This window comes from Cohnella zeiphila (assembly GCF_014212055.1).
Lineage (GTDB): Bacteria > Bacillota > Bacilli > Paenibacillales > Paenibacillaceae > Cohnella > Cohnella zeiphila.
The window spans coordinates 1-20,984 of the sequence record NZ_JACJVO010000006.1; the positions used below are offsets into that span (position 1 = coordinate 1).

Annotated in this window: 21 protein-coding genes and 1 pseudogene; 7 read left to right on the forward strand and 15 right to left on the reverse strand. The window is 61.1% G+C overall.

The window, feature by feature from the left end; genetic code table 11:
• Together H7C18_RS04975 and H7C18_RS04980 are read right to left on the reverse strand one after the other, a co-directional pair.
• Positions 1-849 (reverse strand): annotated as a pseudogene (locus H7C18_RS04975) (hypothetical protein); the annotation flags it as partial.
• Positions 846-1,538 carry a response regulator gene (locus tag H7C18_RS04980; RefSeq protein WP_185127924.1) on the reverse strand — a complete coding sequence of 231 codons (693 nt, stop codon included), beginning with the start codon at positions 1,536-1,538 and terminating at the stop codon, positions 846-848. The gene H7C18_RS04980 and the pseudogene H7C18_RS04975, both read right to left, overlap by 4 nt.
• Positions 1,539-1,697: 159 nt before the next feature.
• On the opposite strand from H7C18_RS04980, the gene H7C18_RS04985 reads away from it, so the two are divergent.
• The 4 genes from H7C18_RS04985 to H7C18_RS05000 are packed head-to-tail and all read left to right on the forward strand — an operon-like array spanning position 1,698 to position 6,132.
• Positions 1,698-2,573: a carbohydrate ABC transporter permease gene (locus H7C18_RS04985; RefSeq protein WP_185127925.1), complete on the forward strand. Its 876-nt coding sequence runs from the start codon at positions 1,698-1,700 to the stop codon at positions 2,571-2,573.
• Positions 2,570-3,460, forward strand: coding sequence for a carbohydrate ABC transporter permease (locus H7C18_RS04990; protein WP_185127926.1), 891 nt, complete (start codon positions 2,570-2,572; stop codon positions 3,458-3,460). Before H7C18_RS04985 ends, H7C18_RS04990 begins: the two co-directional genes overlap by 4 nt.
• 25 nt (positions 3,461-3,485) lie before the next feature.
• Positions 3,486-4,631 carry an efflux RND transporter periplasmic adaptor subunit gene (locus H7C18_RS04995; RefSeq protein ID WP_185127927.1) on the forward strand — a complete coding sequence of 382 codons (1,146 nt, stop codon included), beginning with the start codon at positions 3,486-3,488 and terminating at the stop codon, positions 4,629-4,631.
• A gap of 28 nt (positions 4,632-4,659) precedes the next feature.
• A complete protein-coding gene (locus H7C18_RS05000; RefSeq protein ID WP_185127928.1) occupies positions 4,660-6,132 on the forward strand; it encodes an ABC transporter substrate-binding protein in 1,473 nt (490 codons plus the stop codon).
• A 108-nt stretch (positions 6,133-6,240) separates the two neighbouring features.
• Here H7C18_RS05000 and H7C18_RS05005 read toward each other — a convergent pair whose 3' ends face one another.
• The 5 genes from H7C18_RS05005 to H7C18_RS05025 form a co-directional block, all read right to left on the reverse strand.
• A complete protein-coding gene (locus tag H7C18_RS05005; RefSeq protein ID WP_337912925.1) occupies positions 6,241-6,930 on the reverse strand; it encodes a 5'-methylthioadenosine/adenosylhomocysteine nucleosidase in 690 nt (229 codons plus the stop codon).
• Between the two features lie 186 nt (positions 6,931-7,116).
• Positions 7,117-8,121 carry a catabolite control protein A gene (gene ccpA / locus H7C18_RS05010; RefSeq protein WP_185127929.1) on the reverse strand — a complete coding sequence of 335 codons (1,005 nt, stop codon included), beginning with the start codon at positions 8,119-8,121 and terminating at the stop codon, positions 7,117-7,119.
• 114 nt (positions 8,122-8,235) lie between these two features.
• Positions 8,236-8,601, reverse strand: coding sequence for a bacillithiol system redox-active protein YtxJ (ytxJ, locus tag H7C18_RS05015; protein WP_185127930.1), 366 nt, complete (start codon positions 8,599-8,601; stop codon positions 8,236-8,238).
• Positions 8,602-8,740: 139 nt separating this feature from the next.
• Complete coding sequence (locus H7C18_RS05020) at positions 8,741-9,154, reverse strand: hypothetical protein (protein WP_185127931.1); 414 nt, start codon at positions 9,152-9,154, stop codon at positions 8,741-8,743.
• A gap of 101 nt (positions 9,155-9,255) precedes the next feature.
• Positions 9,256-9,702 carry a VanZ family protein gene (locus tag H7C18_RS05025; protein WP_185127932.1) on the reverse strand — a complete coding sequence of 149 codons (447 nt, stop codon included), beginning with the start codon at positions 9,700-9,702 and terminating at the stop codon, positions 9,256-9,258.
• A 390-nt stretch (positions 9,703-10,092) separates the two neighbouring features.
• Here H7C18_RS05025 and H7C18_RS05030 point away from each other — a divergent pair, with 390 nt between their 5' ends.
• On the forward strand, positions 10,093-10,617 hold the full coding sequence (locus tag H7C18_RS05030) for a type 1 glutamine amidotransferase domain-containing protein (protein WP_185127933.1): 525 nt from the start codon (positions 10,093-10,095) through the stop codon (positions 10,615-10,617).
• A 315-nt stretch (positions 10,618-10,932) separates the two neighbouring features.
• On the opposite strand, the gene ptsP is transcribed toward H7C18_RS05030, so the two are convergent.
• The 5 genes from ptsP to aroA form a co-directional block, all read right to left on the reverse strand.
• Complete coding sequence (gene ptsP, locus H7C18_RS05035) at positions 10,933-12,687, reverse strand: phosphoenolpyruvate--protein phosphotransferase (protein WP_185127934.1); 1,755 nt, start codon at positions 12,685-12,687, stop codon at positions 10,933-10,935.
• Complete coding sequence (locus H7C18_RS05040) at positions 12,684-14,567, reverse strand: glucose PTS transporter subunit IIA (protein ID WP_185127935.1); 1,884 nt, start codon at positions 14,565-14,567, stop codon at positions 12,684-12,686. The genes ptsP and H7C18_RS05040 overlap by 4 nt, the downstream gene beginning before the upstream one ends.
• 59 nt (positions 14,568-14,626) lie before the next feature.
• Positions 14,627-15,322 carry a class I SAM-dependent methyltransferase gene (locus H7C18_RS05045; protein WP_185127936.1) on the reverse strand — a complete coding sequence of 232 codons (696 nt, stop codon included), beginning with the start codon at positions 15,320-15,322 and terminating at the stop codon, positions 14,627-14,629.
• A 232-nt stretch (positions 15,323-15,554) separates the two neighbouring features.
• Positions 15,555-15,983 carry a CoA-binding protein gene (locus tag H7C18_RS05050; RefSeq protein ID WP_185127937.1) on the reverse strand — a complete coding sequence of 143 codons (429 nt, stop codon included), beginning with the start codon at positions 15,981-15,983 and terminating at the stop codon, positions 15,555-15,557.
• Between the two features lie 34 nt (positions 15,984-16,017).
• Positions 16,018-17,310 carry a 3-phosphoshikimate 1-carboxyvinyltransferase gene (aroA, locus tag H7C18_RS05055; RefSeq protein WP_185127938.1) on the reverse strand — a complete coding sequence of 431 codons (1,293 nt, stop codon included), beginning with the start codon at positions 17,308-17,310 and terminating at the stop codon, positions 16,018-16,020.
• Positions 17,311-17,434: 124 nt separating this feature from the next.
• On the opposite strand from aroA, the gene H7C18_RS05060 reads away from it, so the two are divergent.
• Positions 17,435-17,737, forward strand: coding sequence for a rhodanese-like domain-containing protein (locus tag H7C18_RS05060; RefSeq protein WP_185127939.1), 303 nt, complete (start codon positions 17,435-17,437; stop codon positions 17,735-17,737).
• A gap of 9 nt (positions 17,738-17,746) precedes the next feature.
• Here H7C18_RS05060 and H7C18_RS05065 read toward each other — a convergent pair whose 3' ends face one another.
• Positions 17,747-18,271 carry a shikimate kinase gene (locus tag H7C18_RS05065; protein WP_420481837.1) on the reverse strand — a complete coding sequence of 175 codons (525 nt, stop codon included), beginning with the start codon at positions 18,269-18,271 and terminating at the stop codon, positions 17,747-17,749.
• 146 nt (positions 18,272-18,417) lie between these two features.
• Here H7C18_RS05065 and H7C18_RS05070 point away from each other — a divergent pair, with 146 nt between their 5' ends.
• Positions 18,418-18,708, forward strand: coding sequence for a hypothetical protein (locus tag H7C18_RS05070; protein WP_185127941.1), 291 nt, complete (start codon positions 18,418-18,420; stop codon positions 18,706-18,708).
• Between the two features lie 4 nt (positions 18,709-18,712).
• Here the strand turns inward: H7C18_RS05070 and gndA are convergent, their stop codons facing one another.
• Together gndA and H7C18_RS05080 are read right to left on the reverse strand one after the other, a co-directional pair.
• Positions 18,713-20,128: an NADP-dependent phosphogluconate dehydrogenase gene (gene gndA / locus H7C18_RS05075; protein WP_185127942.1), complete on the reverse strand. Its 1,416-nt coding sequence runs from the start codon at positions 20,126-20,128 to the stop codon at positions 18,713-18,715.
• A 110-nt stretch (positions 20,129-20,238) separates the two neighbouring features.
• Positions 20,239-20,886 (reverse strand): SGNH/GDSL hydrolase family protein, encoded by a 648-nt coding sequence (locus H7C18_RS05080; protein WP_185127943.1) that lies wholly within the window; start codon positions 20,884-20,886, stop codon positions 20,239-20,241.
• Between the last annotated feature and the right edge of the window lie 98 nt (positions 20,887-20,984).

A 20,984-nucleotide genomic window follows, 5' to 3' on the forward strand; every position in this document is an offset into this window, starting at 1 on the left:
CCCGATCTCGTCCTTGCGCTTCCAGCCGCTTCGGGCGGAGAAGTCCAACCGGGCGAGCCGGCCGGCAATCCCGTTCAGCCGCCGCAGCGGCCTCGTCACGATCGACGCGTAGCCGACGGCGAGCAACCCGACAAGCCCGAACGCGACGGCGAACACGTAAACCGACAAGTCCTTGAACACGCTCGACGCGTGGGTGACGGGCTGAAGCGACGAGACCGCGAACAGCACCTGGCCGTTCCCGTGTCCGTCTCTGGAGATCGGCGATACCGCGATAAGCTGAGCGCTGTTCCTGTTGCCGAGTCCGTTCGTCCGGTACACCAGCGTTCGCCCCTGTATCATCACGTCCTGATAGGCACGCGCGTCCAGCTGCCATTCGTCCAATGCTTCCCGCAGCTCATCCGCCTTGTCCATGGTGTCCGGAATCTTGGGCATGACGTAGACGGAAGTTCCGCCTTTCTCGCCGCTTATCGGCGGAGCGACCGTGCTGATCTTCTGCGGGAGAAACGGAAACTTTCCGCCCACGCCATCTGCCGAGGTCCGCGGATCTTCGCTGCCGAACAAAATATTGACAGCTCCGTCCTGAAAGGTCGCAATCGCAAGGGAGGCCGAGTAATTGCTCTCGAACGGATTGAAAAAAGGCGGAATGACTTCCCCTCTATTGACGACGAGCGGCTTGTACATATCCCGAATGCGATTCAGGTCCGTGGCAATGTCTTTCTTCTGCCGCTGCTCGTAAAAAGTCGAAAATCCGCTCGACAGCACCAGCAGCAGGACGCCGACGAACAGCAGCATGGCCGCGAAGGTGACGGCGAACAGACGGAATGCGATCGAGTGCCGGAATTGCTTCATGGCTCCACCTTGAACCGGTAGCCGTTGCCGCGCAGCGTCGCGATCCAGTCGGCTCCGGCTGCGAGCTTTTGCCGCAGCCTTTTGACATGGGTGTCGACCGTTCGCGCGTCGCCCTCGTAATCGTAGCCCCACACATTCTCCAGCAGCCGGTCCCGGCTGAGCACGATGTTCCGATGGCTGACGAAATAGAGCAGCAGATCGAACTCTTTGGGGGACAGCATCAAGGAGCGGCCGTCCAGCCGCGCTTCCCGGCCCGGCACGTCGATCCGCAGCCGGCCCAGGTCGAATCGCTTCCCTTCCGCCTCCCCCCGTTCCGATCTCGCCGCATCGGCTCGGCGCAGCAGCGCCTTCACCTTCGCGGCGAGCACCTTCGGGCTGAACGGCTTGGTCATGTAGTCGTCGGCTCCGAGGTCGTAGCCGAGCAGCTTGTCGTCCTCTTCGCTCTTGGCCGTCAGGAACAGAATCGGGACGTCCGACACCTTGCGGATTTCCTCGCATACGTCGTAGCCGTCCAGCCCCGGCATCATAATGTCGAGAATGACGAGATCCGGGGACGTCTCGCGGAATAAAGCGACCGCCTCGTCGCCGCGCGCGGCTTCGCTCCAGGCAAGCCCCTCGGCGTCCATATAGTCGGCGATCAGCTCTCGAAGCTTCCGCTCGTCCTCGACGATCAGCACCGTTTTGTTCACCTTCGTTTTTCCTCCCCGTTCGCGATCTCTCCGCTTGTCATAGCCCATTGTAGCGGTAAACCGTGTCCGCTGTCACGCCTTGGCCTGTCACACGGCTGTCACATAAGCGGGCTATGATAGGGGCGTTTGATCCCACGAAATGGAAAGGAGGAAACACCCTTGCCCCTGCATCGCTTGCGGCGGCTGCGCGACAGCGGCGCGGCGATCGCTTTTCTCGGACCGAGCCTGACCGGCTTCCTGCTGTTCTATCTGATCCCGTTCGGAGCGGTCGTCTATTATTCGTTCATCGACACGCCGATTCAGGGCCATTTTGTCGGGCTGGACAATTACCGGCTCTTATGGGACAGCGCGTCGTTCCGCAAAGCGTTCGTCAACTCTCTCGCCTTCGCCGGAGCCGGCGTGCCGATTCTGTTCGCCTTCTCCCTCGCGCTCGCTTTGCTGCTGAGCGGGGCGATGCCGCTGCGCCGGACGTTCCGGACCGCTTTTCTGCTGCCGCTCGTCGTGCCGGTCGCATCCATCGCTCTCGTCTGGCAGGCGCTGTTCCATTGGCAAGGAGCCCTTAACGGCCTGCTGGCGAGCCTGGGATTAACGCCGGTCGACTGGATGAACAGCCGCTGGTCGTTCGCCGTGATGGTGATCGTCTATGTATGGAAAAACGCCGGCTACAACCTCGTCCTCTTCCTGGCCGGGCTGGCGAACGTGCCGGCCGAACAGAAAGAGGCGGCGGCGATCGACGGAGCGGGACCGTGGCGCCGATTCTGGGCGATCACGTGGCCGGGTCTTGCGCCGGTGTCCTTTTTCGTCGTCGTGATGTCGGTCGTCGCATCCTTCAAGGTGTTCCGGGAAACGTACCTGGTCGCCGGCGCCTATCCGAACGACGCCATTTATACGCTGCAGCATTTCATGAACAACAGCTTTCAAAATTTGGACTACTCGAAGCTGACGTCCGCGGCGGTACTGCTGGCTATCGTGATCGGAGCCGCCGTCTACGTGCTGTTCCGCGCGGAACGCCTCGCCAGGGAGGCCGAGGAATGACGGCCGTCGCAAGACATGCCGGCATCGCCGTCCGGCTCGCGCTGCTCGCCGCCTTGGCCGCTCTCGCGCTGTTCCCGATCGCCCTGACCGTCACGAACTCGTTCATGTCGGAGCGGGAAATCTCGCATCATTACGGCGCGCTTCAGAGCAGCGACTCTTCCGGCGAAGACGCCGCGGATATGCCGACCGAGCGCGTATCGATCCGCTGGGTTCCGGAGGTGGCGACGCTGAAAGCGTTCGGCGACGTGCTTCTGAACCGCCCCAAGTTCCTGACGCTGTTCTGGAATTCCGTCCGCCTGACGGCGCCGATCGTGCTCGGGCAGACGGCGGTCGGCACGCTGGCCGCGTATGCGTTCGCCAAGCTCGTTTTCCCGGGGCGGGACAAGCTTTTTTTCCTGTACCTGCTGACGATGCTCATGCCGTTCCAGGTGACGCTCGTGCCGAACTACCTCGTGGCGAAGCAGCTCGGTATGCTGCATTCTTACGGCGCCATCATCTGGCCCGGCGTATTCGCGGCGTTCGGCGTCTTCCTCATGCGCCAGTTCGCGGCCGGCATTCCGAATTCGTACCTGGAAGCTGCGAGAATCGACGGCGCGGGCCATTTTCGCTCCTTCTTCCACATCGTGCTTCCGCTCGTCAAGCCGGGAATGACCGCACTCATGCTGCTCGCCTTCGCGGATAACTGGAACATGGTCGAACAGCCGCTGCTGTTCCTGACCGAGCCGTTCCGGCAGCCGCTGTCGGTCTATCTGGCCCAGATCGTCAGCGGAGAACAGGGCGTCGCGTTCGCCTCTTCCGTCCTGTACATGACGCCGATGGTGCTGCTTTTCCTATATGGCGAGGAGCAGTTGGTGGAGGGCATTCAGCGGTCCGGAGTCAAAGGATGAGCCGGCGGGAAAGGAGAAAGTCGCGATGAAGCGAAAAACCGCGCTGCGTTGGGCGCTCGGCCTGTTTTTCGGAGGGCTGCTCGTGCTTACGTTTCTATCCAACACGATTCAAAGTTTGTCGCTGCCCAAGGTAGCGGTCGAGAAGCCGACCGTCGGAAGCCTGGACCTGAGCATCTCGGAGGACGGCTTTCTGCAGCCCGCCTATACGGCGCCGCTTGTGCCGCTGGGCAACTGGACGGTGACAACGGTTCATGTAAAAAAGAGCGACCATGTCAAAAAGGGGGACCCGCTGCTCACGTTCGATACGACGACGACGCAGCGGTCGCTGGAAGACGAGAAGACTCGATACGAACAGTTGCAAATTCAGTACCTGCAAATGCAGGAAGCGCTGAAGCCTCTGCTGCGCCAGGGCGACGACGAAGACGCCATCGAGAAGCAGAAGCAGGATCTGCAAGTCAAGCAGCTCGACATGGAGATCGAACGCCGCCAAATCGCCGATCTGGAGAAGCAGATTCGCGACGGCGAGGTGCTGCGCGCGCCGTTCGACGGCATCGTCTCCTCGTTGTCCGTCGAAGCGGGCGCGAATGTGTCCCCGGGGCAATCGGTCTGCACGGTGGCGAGCGACGCCTCCGGCTACCAGCTCGTCTTCTCCGCCTCCGGCGACGCCGCCGACGCCTTGCAGCTCGGCGGAAACGTCAAGGTGGCGATCGCCGCGACGGACATGCCGCAGACCGAAGGGAAGGACTTGCCGGCGTTCAACGGGCCGGGCGGACGAGTTCTGGACGGTAAGATCTCCGCCATCGAGAGCGGCTCCGGACAATCCGGCGGCGAAGGCGGCTCGGACGCGAAGACCGTGACTGTCGACGTCAGCGGCGACGGGCTGTCGCCCGGTCTGAAAGCGACCGCCAATATCCCGCAGCAGAGCGCTTCGCCCGGCTTCAAAATTCCGGTCGACGCTCTCCATTCGGACGACAGCGGATCGTACGTCTTCGTCGCCACGGCCAAAGAGGGCCCTCTCGGCTCGTCCTACTATGCCGTAAAAGCCTATGTCAATACGGGCGAGCAAAGCGACGACACCGTCGTCATTCTCAGCGGGCTGTCGCCCGACGAACGGGTCGTGACCGACTCCAGCGAGCCGCTCAGCGACGGCGACCGCATTCGGCTCGAATAATCGATTCCATTCCAAGGAGGAAAACCTTATGATGAAAAAACGTTCCGCCCCATGGGCCGTCGTCTCTTCGGCCCTTCTGCTCAGCGCCGTACTCTCCGCGTGCAATTCCGGAGGCAATGACCCGGACGGCGCATCCCCTTCCGGATCGTCCGCCGGAGCGTCTTCCCCGTCGTCCGCCGCCGCTTCCGGCTCGGATTCCCAAACCGGCGCGGACGGCAAAACGACGCTAACCGTTGCCGTCTATACCGAAGACCGTTTCCTCAAATCCGCCGTCGAGCAGTTCGAGCAGGCTCACCCGGATATCGACGTGCAAATTCAGGAAACGATGCCAACGGACACGAGCGAAGGGAAGCAGACGATCAACATCAAGAACGGTCCGGACGAAGGACCGTCCGCAGCCGACAAGGACAAGTACATCAACTCCGTAAACACGGCGCTCATGTCCGGCAACGCCGCGGATCTGATCTCCGTGAACTATCTTCCGGTCGATCGTTACCTCGATAAGGGCATGTTCGAGGATTGGAGCCAGCTCGCGGGCCAGGATAGCGATTTCCATACGGCCGATTATTACGAGAACGTTTTGAAAGGGATGTCGGACAGCCATGGCTGGTACGCCATTCCGATCGACTATCAATTCAACGCGATTCTGGCGAACAAAGCCGCTTTGGACAAAGTAGGCGGCATCGACGACAAAACGTGGACGTGGGAACAATTCGTCGACCTATGCAAGCAGATCGCCTCGGCGAAGAACGCGGATGGAACGAACATGCATGCGCTCGGCGGCGAGAAGCCGGAGGACGTGATCGGCTATTTGGCGGAGTCGGCTTACGACAAGCTCGTGACCAAGAGTGGCAACACTTCGAAGTTCGACGAGGAAGCGTTCCGCGGTTATCTGGAACTGGTGAAGCAGCTGTACGACAGCGGCGCCGTCAGCGCCGACAGCCTGGGCAAAGCAAATGAAGTGTTCTCGCCGATGAGCATGGAGTCGCCGATGCAGCTGGCCACGATGCCGAGCAAGCTCGGGAACAATGAAGGCGAAGTACTGCATCCTCCGGGCTCCGGCCAGGACGAAGGGTTCCCGTTCACTTCCGATCTGGCGTTCGCCCTGAACGCCCGTTCCAAGGCGAAGCCGGCCGCCTGGGAATTCGTCAAATTCCTGCTCTCCAAAGACGTCCAGTCGTTGCGGGAATTGATGGGTATTCCCGTCCAGCAGGCGGCGGCTAAGCAGAAGCTTGAGGATACGGCTCAAGATATCCAAAGCGGCCGCGCCAAAATAGTTAGCAAAGGCCCGGACGGCTCCGTTCAAGCGATCACGATTACCGACGAGCAGATCCAAGCGGCGCTCGCGCTGCTTCCTTCCGTCGGCAAATACGAGCGTAAAGACGATAAAGTGATCGACATGATCAACGAGGAGTCCGCCTCCTTCTTCTCCGGCGGCAAATCGGCGGACGCGGTAGCAAAAGCGGTCGCCAGCCGGGTCGATACTTATTTGAACGAATAAAGGTAATAATCCCCCAGAACAGTCCCCCTGATTATTCAACATAAAAAGACCGCGGAGAAGGGCTTCGCTCGAGCCCCGTTTCCGCGGTCCTTTCCTTTTCTCCTGGTATCAAAGGGCCTTCAGCATCTCGTCCACGATCGCGTACGAACGATTCGACGCCTCGACCGTAAATTCGGCGAAATTGACCGAAGCCGAACCGTCCGCCTTGTCCGACATCGAGCGGATGACGACGTACGGAATGCCGTTAAGCGCGCACGCTTGAGCCACAGCCGCTCCTTCCATCTCCGTGCAAGCGCCGCCGAACGTTTCGCGAAGCTGGCGCACCTTCTCCCGATCCGCGACGAACTGATCTCCCGACAGCACCTTGCCGATCTTCACCCGGCCCGGAGCCGCCTTCTCGCCCGCTTCCTTCGCGAGTTGCACCAGCTCCGCGTCGGCAAGCCATTCGGACGTCTGCTCGTACGGAATGACCCCCGGCGGGAAGCCGAGCGCCGTGACGTCCATATCGTGCTGCTGGGCGCCGGACGAGACGACGATGTCCCCGATGTTTAGTTCCGGGTCCAGCGCGCCGGCCACTCCCGTGAAGATGATCTTGTTCACTTCGAACCGATCGATCATCACTTGGGTATAGATGGCCGCGTTTACTTTGCCGACGCCGGATTTGCAAATGGCGACTTTGCGGCCGTGCAGCGTCCCGATATGATAACGGATGCCGGAGCGGTTCATCTCCACCGCATCCTGCAAGTTGGCCAGAAGCAAGTCGATCTCTTCTTGCATCGCCCCGATTATTCCGATCACAGGTCAAACCCCCTTCATATGTATGATAACCCCACAAAGCGGGGCTTCGCTTCGAAGCTTACTCAGGTACTTTGCGGGGACCCCGGAACTTATAGATTCTTTATTGATAAAAAAGCCCTGCAGGCCGTGTTGCTCCCACAGGGCGTCCTGGCAACCGCTCTGACAAGGCGACGCGAAGTCGCCCGTTTAGATCGAAGCGACCGAACGGCGTTCGATCAATTCGTGCGGCAGTACGACTTTGGCCTGATCGACCGGCTCCTTCTTCATCAGCTTCGTGAGCAGCCGCATCGAGACCGCGCCGATGTCGTACATCGGCTGGGCGACCGTCGTCAGCTGCGGCCGTACCATGGAAGCCATCCGAATGTTGTCGATGCCGATTACGGAGATGTCCTCCGGCACCTTCAGCCCCGCATCCTGAATCGCATGGATCGCGCCGATCGCCATCTCGTCGGTCGCGGCAAAGATCGCCGTCGGGCGCTCCGGCAGCGCGATGAAGTATTGGGCGGCTTCCATGCCCGATTCGTATTTGTAATTGCCGATCCGCACATACTGCTCGTCCAGCGAGAGGCCGGCCGATTCCAGCGCGCGCTTGTAGCCCTGGTAACGGGCAAAGCCGTTCGCGGGGTCCTGCAGCGTGCCGCTGATCATCCCTACCCGGCGATGTCCGGCGGACAGAAGCCGCTGCACGGCGTCGAACGCCGCGCCTTCATGGTCGATATCGACCGAAGGCATCGTTCCCTTCTCGTCGGTGGTCGCGCACAGCACGATCGGCACGTTCGATGTGCTGAACGCTTGCAGATGCTCGTCGGTCACCGTTCCGCCCATGAAGAGGAGGCCGTCCACCTGCTTCTCGAGCAGCGTGTTGACGACGCGAATCTCCTTCTCCTTGCGCTTGTCCGCGTTGCACAAAATAATATTGTAATGGTACATGTTCGCGATATCTTCGATCCCGCGAGCGACTTCGGCAAAGATGGCGTTGGAAATGTCCGGAATGACGACGCCGACGGTAGTCGTCTTCTTGCTGGCCAGTCCCCGAGCTACGGCATTCGGCCGGTATCCGAGCCGTTCGATCGCTTCGTACACTTTCTTGCGGGTCTGCGGCTTCACGTTCGGGTTGTTGTTGACGACCCGGGATACGGTGGCCATCGACACGCCGGCTTCGCGAGCCACATCATAAATGGTTACCGTCACGTCAATCGCTCCAATGTCATGAATTCCCCACCGCGTGGGTCTTGTCCATGGGATAATAAGGTAATGATACGACAAAACGGGCTTTTTCGCAATGTTTGCGCCCGTTCGCGAAAATCAGGTCCCGTTCGCCTCTTCCGGCTGTCCCAGCCTCTCGCTCAGGAACGAATACGTGATGCGCCAATGGGATTCGTCCCAGACGGCTTGCCCGCCCTTGACCAGTATCGCCTGCGGCGACTTGTGGGTGATTCCGAGCGTTTCGGCGATCGCGTTGCTGACCGGTTTCTCCTCGATCACGCGAACAAGAGCGTAGTCGACTGCGGAACCCTTGTCGTCCGAAACGTAATGAAGCAGCTCTTCGTGGGCTCCCGCGCTGATCGGGCACTGCGTGCTATGCTTGAAAACGAGCACCGGCTTGTCTTCGGAATGCCGGAGCGCTTGCTGCCAATCTTCCATGGAAGTCAATTGCCGGATGTCGGCCATATCTGAGCCTCCTTGAAAATCATTCTGTCGTTTTCATGGTAACAGAAATGGACGAATAGCGCAAAAAATCCCCGCAAAACGGCGACCCATGGCTTAACCGGCCAAAAAAAACGGGACCATAAGGCCCCGGGCGCGCGAATCAAGTCGGTATGTACTGGGCGCTGAGCTGCGACAATCGCCGTTTCAGCTCTTTTTTCCAAATTTCGTCTCCCAGGGAAGACGCGATGAGCATCAGATCGAGCAGTTCGTTCGTCCGCTCCTCGGCTTTGCGCATGACGCTGGCGGCTTGCAAGGGCCGGTCCGCCGCGGCGACCTCCCGAAGCACGGCCGCCCACTCGTGGATTTCGTCGAATGGAATCCGCTGAGCCTGCGGACGGGTTCCCAGCCGGCCGACCAGCCGGCCGAGCTCTTCCTTGACGCCGGGAAACACTTCGTTGCGCGAACAGATCTCGCACGAATAGACGGGGACATTGACGATGCTCGCTTTGCGAGCGTGGACGACGGTTCGCAAGATCAGCTTCATGTCATGGCCGCATGGGCAACTTTTGAACAACGGGACCTCTCCTTAAATAGGGCGAATAAACGTGTCATCGGGCGCATCGACGGCGCCTCATCTGACTCCTGTATTCGCTCTCAGGAGAAGCAATTCCTTCTTTAGGAGCGACTGTAATTTCTGGAACCGCGGCGCATCCGCGCGAACCTCCACAGCCATAGGAGGATGACGGCCGCGGCCGCTCCGATCCCGTCGTGGAGAAGGTCGTTAACGTCCGGGGACCGCAACGGGACGAACGATTGATGCCACTCGTCGGTTGCGCCGTACGCCACGCAAAGCAGGATGACGGCCAGCCCCCGCGAGACGTTCAGCCTGGAAAAGCCGAAGCCGATCGCGAAGGCGACGGACAGCCCGAAGTAAGCGAAGTAGTGAACCGGGTTAAAACTGGTCAAGCCGGGAAAAAGATCCTGGAACCAAGGCAGCCACGTATCGAGCTGCCCGCCCGTGCGCGACGATAAAGCGAAGATGGCCGCCATGACCAGTATGGCGGGAAGCCAGCGCAGCAGCGGGCGCGGCGGTTTGGATGAAGACGTTGCCTGCGTTTGCATCGGTGAGCCTCCCTTTTTTAAAAAGTAGAGTGAGTCGGCTTCAGATCAAGCGGATGCGCGTCGTATCGCTAACAAGGAAGCCGATTTTATCGGCTATCGGCATCCGTCTGGCCTCTCGTTCGGGTGTGTTAGCCGATTTTTTCGGTTATCGGCATCCGTCTAGCCTCTCGTGCGGGTGCGTTAGCCGACTTTTTCGGTTATCGGCATCCGTCTAGCCTCTCGTGTGGGTGCGTTAGCCGACTTTTTCGGTTATCGTCCCCCGTGCCTACGCGCATCGGCCAATCACAGCGGTCCGGATCGTCTCCCGACTTTAGTTGGGCGGATGAACCGGATCGCGGATTTTGATAGAATGATGAGTAACGCCTATCAGGCGCAAGGAGGCTGATGCTCATGACCAAACCGCTGCAAGTCGTCTGCCTCGTGGACGACGAATTCGAAGATCTGGAGCTTTGGTATCCGGTCTACCGGGTCCGCGAAGAAGGAGCGACCGCGGTGTTCGCCGGACCGGAAAAGGGCCGCAAGCACATCGGCAAGTACGGCGTGCCGGCGGTGGCGGACTTGTCTTATGACGAGCTCGACGCGAGCGCGTTCGACGGGCTTCTCGTGCCGGGAGGCTGGGCCCCCGACAAAATTCGCCGCGACGAGCGCGTGAAGCGCTTCGTCCGCGAGTTGGATGCGGCCGGCAAGCCGATCGGCCAAATCTGCCATGCGGGCTGGGTGCTTGCGTCGGCGAAAATCTTGAACGGCCGCAAAGTGACTTCGACGCCGGGCATCCGCGACGATATGGAGAACGCCGGCGCGCAGTGGTACGACGAGGCCGTCGTCGTGGACGGCAACCTGATCTCCGCTCGCCGTCCCCCGGATCTTCCGCCCTACGCCAAAGCGTTCTGCGACGTTCTGTTTGGACGCCACTAAGGTCGGACAAAGAGAGATCGGTTGACCAAAGGCGATAGCGGCACGCTTTGCCGTTATGCTCACGGTCAGCGGCTTGCTAGTCGACATTGCGGCATGCCTTGTCGTTATGCCCATGGTCAATGGCTCGCAAGCGACGATTGCGGCCCGCTTTGCCGTTTTCCTCACGGTCAGCGGCTCGCGAGCGACGATTGCGGCATGCCTTGCCGCTATGTCTTCGCAATTGCCCTTATGCTTTACCGGAAAAAGGCGCCTTCCCGGTTTTGAGCCGGAAGAAGGCGCCTTTTTCGGCCCTCTTGTATCCTTCTTCCGCCTTCGTCAGGCACCCGGCCGCACGTTGCCGTGCGACAGCGCCGACTCCGCATGGAACCGCTCCAGCCGTTCGCGGATTTCTTTGCCCGTTCGGAGCAGGAACAGCTCCTTGATCAAGCTCCGGCTCTCCTGGGCGCTTGTGCGCAGCAGCGCCTCCTTGATCGGCAGAATCGCCTGCGCCGACAAGCTGAGCTCGTGGATGCCGAGCCCGAGCCAGAGCGGCATCGCCCGCACGTCGCCGGCCAGCTCGCCGCACACATTTACTTGGATGCCCTGCCCTTTGGCGGCTTCGACCACCGACCGGAGCATACGCAGGACGGCGGGATGGAACGGTTCGTACAGATGGCTGATCTGTTCGTTCATCCGGTCGACCGCGAGCGCGAACTGGACGAGATCGTTCGTGCCGATGCTGAAGAAGGCGACTTCCTGGGCGAGCAGTTCCGCGATCGCCACCGCCGCCGGCACTTCGATCATGATGCCGCAGGGGACGTCCGCCGAATAGGGCAACTGCTCGGCGGCCAACTCGCGCTTCGCTTCCTCCAGCACCTCGTTCGCTTCCCTCACTTCTTCGACCGACGCGATGAGCGGATACATGATCTTGACGTTGCCGAACGCGGCGGCCCGCAGGATCGCGCGAAGCTGCACCTTGAACAAATCTTTGAAGTTCAAGCTGAACCGGATGGCGCGGTAGCCGAGGAACGGATTGTCCTCCTCCGGCATCTCGTAATAATCGAGCTGCTTGTCTCCGCCGATGTCGAGCGTCCGGATAATGAGCGGCTGGCCTTGAAGCCGTTCCGCCGCCTCGCGGTACACCTCGAACTGCTCTTCTTCGGTCGGAAAGCGGCTGCGGTCCATGTAGAGAAATTCCGTCCGGAACAAGCCGACGCCCCGCGCGCCGCTATCCAGCACCATGTCCAGTTCCTTGGTGGAACTGATGTTGGCCGCGAGCTCCAGCGTCACGCCGTCCGGCGTCACCGGCGATACCTGCGCGAGCGTCCGGAGCTGCTCCCGCGATTCGAGCTGCTTGCGCCGCAGCTCGGAATACCGCAGCACCGTCTCCGCTCCGGGCTCGATATGAAGCTGGCCCGTTCCGCCGTCCATGACGAGCAGGTTGCCCGTCTCGATCGGATCCTGCAGCTTGGTCTCGACGCCCATCACGAGGGGGATGCCGAACGCCCTCGCCATGATGGCGGAATGAGACGAAGGGCTGCCGATCATCGTGACGATGCCGAGCACGACGTCCGGCTTCAGGTGAATCAGCTGGGAGGGCGTCAGCTCCCGTACGACGAGAATAAACGGCTGCGTATCGGAAGGCAGCATGATCTCCGGAGCGCCGAGCAGATGCTTCAGCAGGCGGTTGCCGACATCCTTGATGTCCAGCGCTCTCTCCTTCATGTATTCGTCGTCGAGCAGGTCGAACATCGTCACGAAATGGTCGATCGCTTCCTTGACCGCCACCTCGGCGGCCTTGTACTGGCGTTGGATGATCCCTTTGATCTCGTTCATGAATATCGGATCTTCCAGAATGGCCAGATGCGCTTCGAAAATGCCCGACTCATCCGGGCCGACCGTTTCGGTGAGTTCGGTCTTCATCTGATGAATCTCGGATTTGGAACGTCTGACGCCTTCGTACAGCCGGTCGAATTCCAGCGCGAGGTCTCCGACGCCGATCTTCTGCTCCGGCAGCTCCCACTCCCAATTCGGAAGCACGAACGCCTTGCCGATGGCAATCCCTTCGGATGCTCCCAACCCTTGAATCATGCTTCTTCCCCCTTGTTCTCTCTCTCGCGGACCACGACGGACATGACCGCCGCCTGACCCTTCTTGACGGACGCGAACGGCGCAAAGCGCCAGGATCGGACGATGTCCGAATTGGTGATGACCATCGGGGTGGCCAGCGACTTGGCTTTGCTCCTCAGCGTCGGCAGGTGGAACCGGATGAGCGTCTGGCCGGGGACGACGTCATCCCCTTCTTTGACGAGCGCGGTAAAGCTTCCTTCCAGCTGCGACGTATCGATGCCGATATGGAGCAATACCTGCAGCCCTTCCTTCGTCTCGATGCCGATCGCATGCTTGGTCGGGTACAGGTGGATGATCTTGCCGGCGACCGGCGCCACCAGCTCGCCCCGGTCCGGAATGAACGCGACGCCGCGGCCGACAAGGCGGCCGGCGAAGATCGGATCGTCCACTTCTTCGAGCGGAATCATCCGGCCCTGGACGGGAGAACGGAATTGGACCCGGTTCACGTCCTGCTGCATCAGCTTGGCGATCTCCTCGCGGATCAGCTCGGAGTAGGTGCCGAACACGGCCTGGACGTGGCCGCCGCCCAGATTGATGACGCCGGCCGCGCCCAGATGGCGCAGCGACTTGGCGTCGATCCGCCGGTCGTCGGACAGCGTCAGGCGCAGCCTGGTGATGCAGGCGTCCAGCCGGACGATGTTCTCCTTGCCGCCAAGCGCTTGAAGGATCAGCGGCGCGCGGTACGGAATGTCCCCGGCCCAGTCGTCCAGCCGGGTCGAGTCCTCACGGCCCGGCGTCGACAGCTGGAACTTCCGGATGCAGAACCGGAACATAAAGTAGTAGATGATGCCGACGCCAAGACCGATCGGAATGATGAGCAGCCCTTTATGGGACAGCGGCAGGTTGATGACGTATTCGAGCGCGCCCGCCGAGAAGCTGAAGCCGTCCCGGATGCCAAGCTCGTAAGTGAGCCACATGATGCCTCCGGAGAGGATCGCATGCACGATGAACAAATAGGGCGCGACGAACAGGAAGGCGAATTCGACCGGCTCCGTCACCCCGGTCAGAAACGCGGTCAGCGCTGCGACGCGGAACTGCTTGCCGATCTTCGGCTTCAGATCTTCGCGCGCTTCGTGGATGATCGCGAAGGCGATGGCCGGCAGCGCGAACATGATGATCGGATACAAGCCGGCCATGTAGGCGCCGGCGGTCGGATCTCCCGCGAAAAAGCGGGGCAGATCGCCGAAGTAGACGTTGCCGTCCGGAGCCCGGTACTCGCCGACCTGGAACCAGAACAAGTGGTTCAGCAGATGGTGCAGCCCGAACGCGACCAGGATGCGGTGCAGGAAGCCGTACAGGAACACGCCGAAGCCGCCGGCCGAGCCGATGACGTGGCCCGATTGCTCGATCAGATCGCTGAGCGCATGACCCACCCGGATCATGACCCAGGAGAAAAGGAGCGACACCCCGGCCATAAAGATCGGCACGAAGCGGGAGCCCCCGAAAAACTGGAGAGATTCCGGCAGCTGCAGCGCTTTGAACCGCTCGTTCGCCCAGCCGGACAAAATGCCGATGACCGCTCCCGCGAACATCGAGGGCTGAACCCCGCCCGGATCATACGTATGCGTAATCGTCGCGAAAATGATCATGCCCGTCAACGCGGCCATCCCCGCGAACACGGACTGGTTGGCCATGCTGAGGGCGATGCCGACCGCAAATACGTAAGGCACCCATTGAAATATCGCGGTCCCCGCCGCCCGCAGCAGCTCCGGCGCCACGGGCCAGCCGAACGCGTCCCAAGGCAAGCGGGACAGCATGAGCAGCACGGCGGCGGCCGGCAGCACCGTCATGGGCAGCATGAGCGCCCGGCCCAGCCGCTGGAGATAGCCCAATCCGAACATGCGCTTCCGAACGCCTCCTTTCTTCCGATGTTACGTGTTCCGGGCTCTTCTTGTCAAAATCAATCGTTTGGACCGCTCACTCCCGTCGCATGGAACACGGCAAAGTCCGCATATTTGTACACGCAGTCGGCTTCGGCAAAGCCGGCTTCCCGCAGCCAGGCCAGCTGATCGGGGACCGTTGTGTTAATGTCCATCTTCCGTCGTTCCTTAGACGCTGCGATCTCCTCGGGCTTCAGTCCGGACGCGGCGATGCTCGTCTCCCACAGCTCGCGGTAGTAGGCGTCATACAACCCGGAGGAGCCGGCGGCTTGATCTGCGTTAATGAAGGCGCCGCCCGGTCTCAGATGACTTCGGATCTTGCGGAACAGCTCGCGCTTGCCCGGGTGCGTCAGGTGATGGATGGAAAGGGAAGACACAATGAAATCGTACTCCCCTCCGAAATCTTCCGTCGCGTAGTCTGCGACGATCAAGCGGACGTTCGCCCCGGTGCCCGCGAAACGCTCTTTCGCCTGCTCCAGCATGGAACCGCTGAAGTCCATCAACGTGTACCGGGCTTCCGGATAACGCCGGTGGATAAACGCCGTCAACAGTCCGGTGCCCGCTCCCAAATCCAGAATGTCCGGGGATTTCTCTTCGGTACGGATGAGCGACGCGGCCATCCCGTAAAAATCGTCGAAGCACGGAATGAGCCGCCTTCGCTGCGAATCGTATTGCCCGGCTGCGGCGTCGAACTGGTTTTTCACGATTTCATTCATGGCAATCGCTCCTTTCCTCCGGTCAAGCGGAGGATGTTGGGTTGCCACTTATTGTAACGGACGGAGCGATCGTCCGTGAAATATATAGAACCACTGAACCGGATAGCTTGTGTCTATAAGCGGGTTCATGCCCCGATCAAGCAATGGGACCCGCTGCCGACCAAAAGCCTTGTGCGGCAATCGTTCGGCCGGCGGGTCCCGCTCCGTTTCCGCTCCTTCGGCCAGCCGCTTCTCAGCGCTTGCCTTCCGGAAGCAAAATCGAATCCTCCACTTTGATGCAGCGGTCCATGATGACCGTCAAGCCGCCTTTGGCGGCGATGTCGGCCGCCTCCTCGTTGACGATGCCGAGCTGCAGCCAAAGCACCTTGGCTCCGATCGCGACCGCTTCTTCGGCAATCGGAGGCGTATGCTCGGGCCTCCGGAACACGTTGACGATGTCGACCGGCTCGGGAATATCCTTCAGCGACGGGTAACAGGTCTCTCCCAGAATGCGGTCCGCCTTCGGGTTGACCGGAATGATCCGGTAGCCTTTGGCCTGCATCGCCTGGGACACCATATGGGACGTTTTGGACGGGTCCTCGGACAAGCCGACGACCGCGACCGTTCGCGTCTGCTGCAGAATCTTCTTGATCTGCTCCCGGGACGGGTTCTCGAACGCCATGCGAACAACCTCCTTTAACGGGTTCGGTCGATCTTTACTTTACCCACTCGACCTGCGCTCCAAGCGCCTGAAGATGCTCGAAGTAGTTCGGGTACGACTTGGCGACGTGGTGCGCGTCCTTGATCCGGATCGGCCGCTTCGCGCGCAAGCCGACGACCGTCAGCGCCATGATGACCCGGTGATCGAAGTGCGCGTCGATCTCCACGCCTCCTTCGACGCCTTCCGGCCGGCCGTGGACGATGATCTCGTCGCGCTTCTCCTCGACGTTCGCGCCAGCTTTGCGCAGTTCGGCGAGATAGTCGGTGATGCGGTCGCATTCCTTATACCGCAAGTTCTCGACGTTGTAGAAGCGGGACGTGCCTTCCGCGAAGACGGCGGCCGCCACCATCGCCAGCACGCCGTCGGTGAACTCGTCGCCGTCGAACTCGCCGGCGGTCAGCTTGCCGTTGCCCTGCACGCGGACGATGCCGTCCTCATGCGTCAGCGGCACGTTCATGCTGCGCAGCACGTCGACGACGGCGCGCTCGCCCTGCTTGCTGTTCTCCAGCAGGCGCCGGACGGTCACGTCCGAATCGGTGACGGCGGCGGCGGCCAGAACGGCGGCGGAGCCGGGATAGTCGCCCTGCACCGTATACGTCTGGGCGCGGTACTGCTGACGGCCCGGCACCCGATAGCGCATCAGGTCGTCGGATGCGTGGACGACGATGCCCGCCTGCTCCAGCACCTCCAGCGTCTGGCCGACGACCACTTTGGACTTCAGATCGTTCAGCACCTCGATCTCGCTGTCCTCTTCCAGCAGCGGAGCGAGGAACAGCAGCGAGCTGAGGAATTGGGAGCTGACGCTGCCCGACACTTGAATCTTGCCGCCGCGCGGACGGCCGCCGCGAATCGTGATCGGGAGGCGGCCGTTCTGGTGCTCGACTTCCACTCCCATGCTCTGGAGAGCGGAGATCAGATCGTCGTGGGGCCGCTTGCCGAGCGATTGCGGGTACGTATTGACGAACGTCACCTCGGGCAGCAGCGCCGCGACGGACATCAGAAACCGCAGCACGGCGCCCGCGTTGCCGACGTTGAGCTCCTTGGCGTGGAACGGATGGCGGCCGAAGCCGGTGACGACGATCTTCTCGTCGTCCTCCTCGATTACGGCTCCCAGGTCGCGGATGCAGCGGCGGAGCGCATCGCTGTCCTCGCTGTGCGCGGGAAAGCGAATCGTGCTCGTGCCTTCCGCCAGCGCGGCGACGAGCAGGTAGCGGGTCGTGTAGTTTTTGGACGACAAGGCTTGAATGTCTCCTTGCAGCTTCCCGGTAGGGGTAACGATCATATCCATGGCTGGCAGCTCTCCTCTTGCGCTTGAGAATGTTCTGGTGCAAAGCTTGCTTCCATTTGACAGCCCGTCGAGCGGTTCATTATGATGAGGGCAGGAACCGGAAATTCGAAAGGAGTCATCCTGCATGAGCGATTATAACGTCACGACGGCCGAACAATTGAAGGCCCGTCTGGACGCCGGCGAGAAGCCGTATTTGATCGACGTTCGCGAAGACGACGAGGTAATCTTCGGAATGATCGAAGGGGCCATTCATATCCCGATGGGCCAAATTCCTTCGCGGATGGGCGAGATCCCCCGCGACCGCGAGGTCGTCTTCATCTGCCGCAGCGGCAGCCGCAGCGGCCGGGTGTGCGAATTTCTGGCGCAGCAGGGCTTCGACCATACGGTCAACATGGCGGGCGGCATGCTCGCTTGGGAATCGCTGTAACCCAAGCCGCTACGCTCGGCTCAGCAGCTCCTCGGCTACCTCTTCCGGCGACAGTCGGGTCGTGTCGATCGCCACGTGCGCGAAATCGTAGGCGTTCCGCCTCGTCCGCAGCAGCGTGTCTATCCGCTCCGCCGCGTCGCCGGCAAGCAGCGGCCGCGAGGCCGCGTCTCCTCCGCCGGCTACCCGGGCAATCAGGCTCTCCCGGTCCGCCGTCAGCGCGACGACCAAGCCGCCGTCGAGCATGAGCCGGCGGTTCTTCTCGCGGAGCACGGCGCCGCCTCCGGTTGCAACGACCTGGCCGCTGCGGGCAAGCACTCTGGCCAGCACCCGGCTCTCTAAATCCCGGAACGCGGCCTCGCCTTCATTCGCGAAGATCGCCGGAATCGGCTTGCCCGCCCGGCGGACGATCTCGTCGTCCGTGTCGACGCGGACCCAGCCGAGGCGATCCGCCACGAGGCGGCTGACCGTCGTTTTGCCCGTCCCCATGAATCCTACGATGATGATGTTCTTTTGTGCCGTTTGCAATCCTCTCACATCCGTCTTCTCCGTTTTCCAACTTTCCGCATGCTCTATCATAGCACAACGCATAAGAGGTATAAATCCGTCGTTTCGGCGTATGGATGATATAACAGAGAGTTCGCCGTACGGCCAAGCCTTCATGCAAAGGATGAGGTCCCTTTATGAATTCGATCCCGAACCGGCCCGGCGCACGCCCCGCGAACGATCGGTGGCGCCGCCTGCTCGATCCCGCTTACCCCCTTCGGAGGGAAGACCTGATCTGGGCGCTGGACGATATGAAAAGAAAAATAGCCGATGGAGCGCCCGAATGGACGGGACTCGATCGGCCGGCGCTGCTTGCGCGCTTCGCCAGCTTCGCGGAGCTGGCCATGTATTTGCTGCGGCGCCCTTCGCTGTGCGGCGAGGACGCCGAGCATCTGCGCGCCCTGCTGAAGGACGCTCTCTCTTCTTGACGGCTTACGATTCCATCCAGTGGTGATGGAACGTGCCTTCCTTGTCGATCCGCTTGAACGTATGCGCGCCGAAGTAATCGCGCTGCGCTTGGAGCAGGTTGGCCGGCAGCCGCTCGGAACGATAGCTGTCGTAGTACGCCAGCGCGCTCGCGAACGCCGGAACCGGAATGCCGCAGCGCACGGCGGCGGCGACGACGTCGCGCCAAGCGTCCTGATAGGTCTCGACGACGTTCTTGAAGTACTCGTCTAGCAGCAGGTTGCGCAGCGCCGGATCGCGGTCGTACGCGTCCTTGATGTTCTGCAGGAAGCGGGCGCGGATGATGCAGCCGCCGCGGAAGATCATCGCGATGTTGCCGTACTGCAGGTCCCAGTTATACTCTTCCGAAGCCGCGCGCATTTGCGCGAAGCCTTGGGCGTAGGAGCAGATCTTGCTGGCGAACAGCGCTTTGCGCACGCTCTCGATGAACGCCGCCTTTTCCCCTTGGAACGCGGACGTTTGCGGTCCCTTCAGCACTTTGCTGGCTGCGACGCGCTCTTCCTTCATCGCGGACAGGAAGCGGGAGAAAACGGACTCGGTGATAATGGACAGCGGCACGCCGAGATCGAGCGAGCTTTGGCTCGTCCACTTGCCGGTGCCCTTCTGGCCGGCGGAATCGAGAATGACGTCGACCATCGCCTTGCCGGTCTCCGGGTCTTTCTTGGAGAAGATGTCGGCGGTGATCTCGATCAGGTAGCTGTCGAGCTCTCCCTTGTTCCATTCGCTGAAAATGCCGTGCAGCTCATCCGTGGACAAGCCGAGCACGTCCTTCAGCAGTTGGTACGCTTCGCAGATGAGCTGCATGTCGCCGTACTCGATGCCGTTATGCACCATCTTCACGTAATGGCCGGCGCCGTCCGGTCCGATATACGTGCAGCACGGATCGCCGTTCACCTTCGCGGAGATGCCCGTCAGAATCGGCTCGACCAGCTTGTACGCTTCGAGCGGGCCGCCCGGCATGATCGAAGGGCCCTTCAGCGCGCCTTCTTCGCCGCCGGAGACGCCGGTGCCGATGAAATGGAAGCCTTGCTCCGTCAGCTCCTTGCTCCGGCGTTGGGTGTCCGGGAAGTAGGCGTTGCCGCCGTCGATGATGATATCGCCCTTGTCGAGGTGCGGAGTCAGCGATTGAATCGTCGCGTCCGTACCCGAACCGGCCTGCACCATGATCAAAATTTTACGCGGCTTCTCCAGCGATTCGACGAATTCCTCCACGGAATAGGTCGGCACCAGGTTTTTGCCTTTGCCGTCCGTATTCATGAGATCGTCCGTCTTCTCGCGGGAACGGTTGTACACCGCTACCGTGAATCCGCGGCTCTCGATGTTCAAGGCGAGGTTGCGTCCCATGACGGCCATGCCGACGACGCCGATGTTTGCTTTTGACATAGTTCGCTTCATCCTTCGGGAACAAGATTTTTACAATACGCCTATTGTACTCTTTTTGCCCCCGGATGAAAACCTTCTTCGTCGAACTTTCACGAGCGAACCCCGCTCCCTTACCAGACGAAATCGATCGCGTTCAGGAACGCCCGCGCTAGCGTCGCGTGGCCGGCCATGCTCGGATGCACCCGGTCCCAAGCCAGCGTCGCGGGATAAAGGTGCGCGAGCACTTTGTCGAACGCCGCCTGCGTGTCGACGAACAGGGCGCCGTGGCGCTCCGCAACCTGGCGGACGATCTCGCCGTAACGGTCCATCGTCGCCCGCATGAGGTCGGCTTTGTTGGGCTCCAGATAGAACGGCGTCATCAGCACGACGCCTTTGACATGCATTTTCGTCTTCGCGACCAGCTCGTCCAGCGTCGACTCATATTCTTCCGGATAGACGTGAGACTCCGGAATGTACGGCTGATCGTACTGGCGCCAGACGTCGTTCGTGCCGATCATGACCGACAGCCAGTCCGGCTTCAGATCGAGCACGTCCGTCTGCCACCGCCCGGCGAGATCGCGGACGGTGTTGCCGCCGATCCCCATATTGACGACGCGAACCGCAAGCTCCGTATACACCGTCTTCAGCAGCGCGTCTACCATCGCCACGTACCCTTTTCCGTACGGATCCCCGATTCCTTCCCCGATCGGCCGGTTGCGTCCGCAATCCGTTATCGAGTCCCCGATCATGACCAGCTTGTCGTTCTTCGCGAGCTTCATGCGCTTCCTCCTTCGACTATAAGGCCTCCTCCCCATTATAGAGGGACCGGAAGCGTATTCAACCCTATTTTCGGCTCCGCTAGAGTGAAGGGCTGAAA

Coding starts and splice junctions, on each gene's coding strand:
- H7C18_RS05045 (WP_185127936.1), bottom strand. CDS start 15,322: ATGAATGAAATCGTGAAAAACCAGTTCGACGCCGCAGCCGGGCAATAC.
- H7C18_RS05080 (WP_185127943.1), bottom strand. CDS start 20,886: ATGAAGCTCGCGAAGAACGACAAGCTGGTCATGATCGGGGACTCGATA.
- H7C18_RS05000 (WP_185127928.1), top strand. CDS start 4,660: ATGATGAAAAAACGTTCCGCCCCATGGGCCGTCGTCTCTTCGGCCCTT.
- H7C18_RS05025 (WP_185127932.1), bottom strand. CDS start 9,702: ATGCAAACGCAGGCAACGTCTTCATCCAAACCGCCGCGCCCGCTGCTG.
- H7C18_RS04995 (WP_185127927.1), top strand. CDS start 3,486: ATGAAGCGAAAAACCGCGCTGCGTTGGGCGCTCGGCCTGTTTTTCGGA.
- H7C18_RS05060 (WP_185127939.1), top strand. CDS start 17,435: ATGAGCGATTATAACGTCACGACGGCCGAACAATTGAAGGCCCGTCTG.
- H7C18_RS05040 (WP_185127935.1), bottom strand. CDS start 14,567: ATGTTCGGATTGGGCTATCTCCAGCGGCTGGGCCGGGCGCTCATGCTG.
- ptsP (WP_185127934.1), bottom strand. CDS start 12,687: ATGATTCAAGGGTTGGGAGCATCCGAAGGGATTGCCATCGGCAAGGCG.
- H7C18_RS04990 (WP_185127926.1), top strand. CDS start 2,570: ATGACGGCCGTCGCAAGACATGCCGGCATCGCCGTCCGGCTCGCGCTG.
- aroA (WP_185127938.1), bottom strand. CDS start 17,310: ATGGATATGATCGTTACCCCTACCGGGAAGCTGCAAGGAGACATTCAA.
- ytxJ (WP_185127930.1), bottom strand. CDS start 8,601: ATGGCCGACATCCGGCAATTGACTTCCATGGAAGATTGGCAGCAAGCG.
- H7C18_RS05030 (WP_185127933.1), top strand. CDS start 10,093: ATGACCAAACCGCTGCAAGTCGTCTGCCTCGTGGACGACGAATTCGAA.
- gndA (WP_185127942.1), bottom strand. CDS start 20,128: ATGTCAAAAGCAAACATCGGCGTCGTCGGCATGGCCGTCATGGGACGC.
- H7C18_RS05050 (WP_185127937.1), bottom strand. CDS start 15,983: ATGGCGTTCGAGAACCCGTCCCGGGAGCAGATCAAGAAGATTCTGCAG.
- H7C18_RS05070 (WP_185127941.1), top strand. CDS start 18,418: ATGAATTCGATCCCGAACCGGCCCGGCGCACGCCCCGCGAACGATCGG.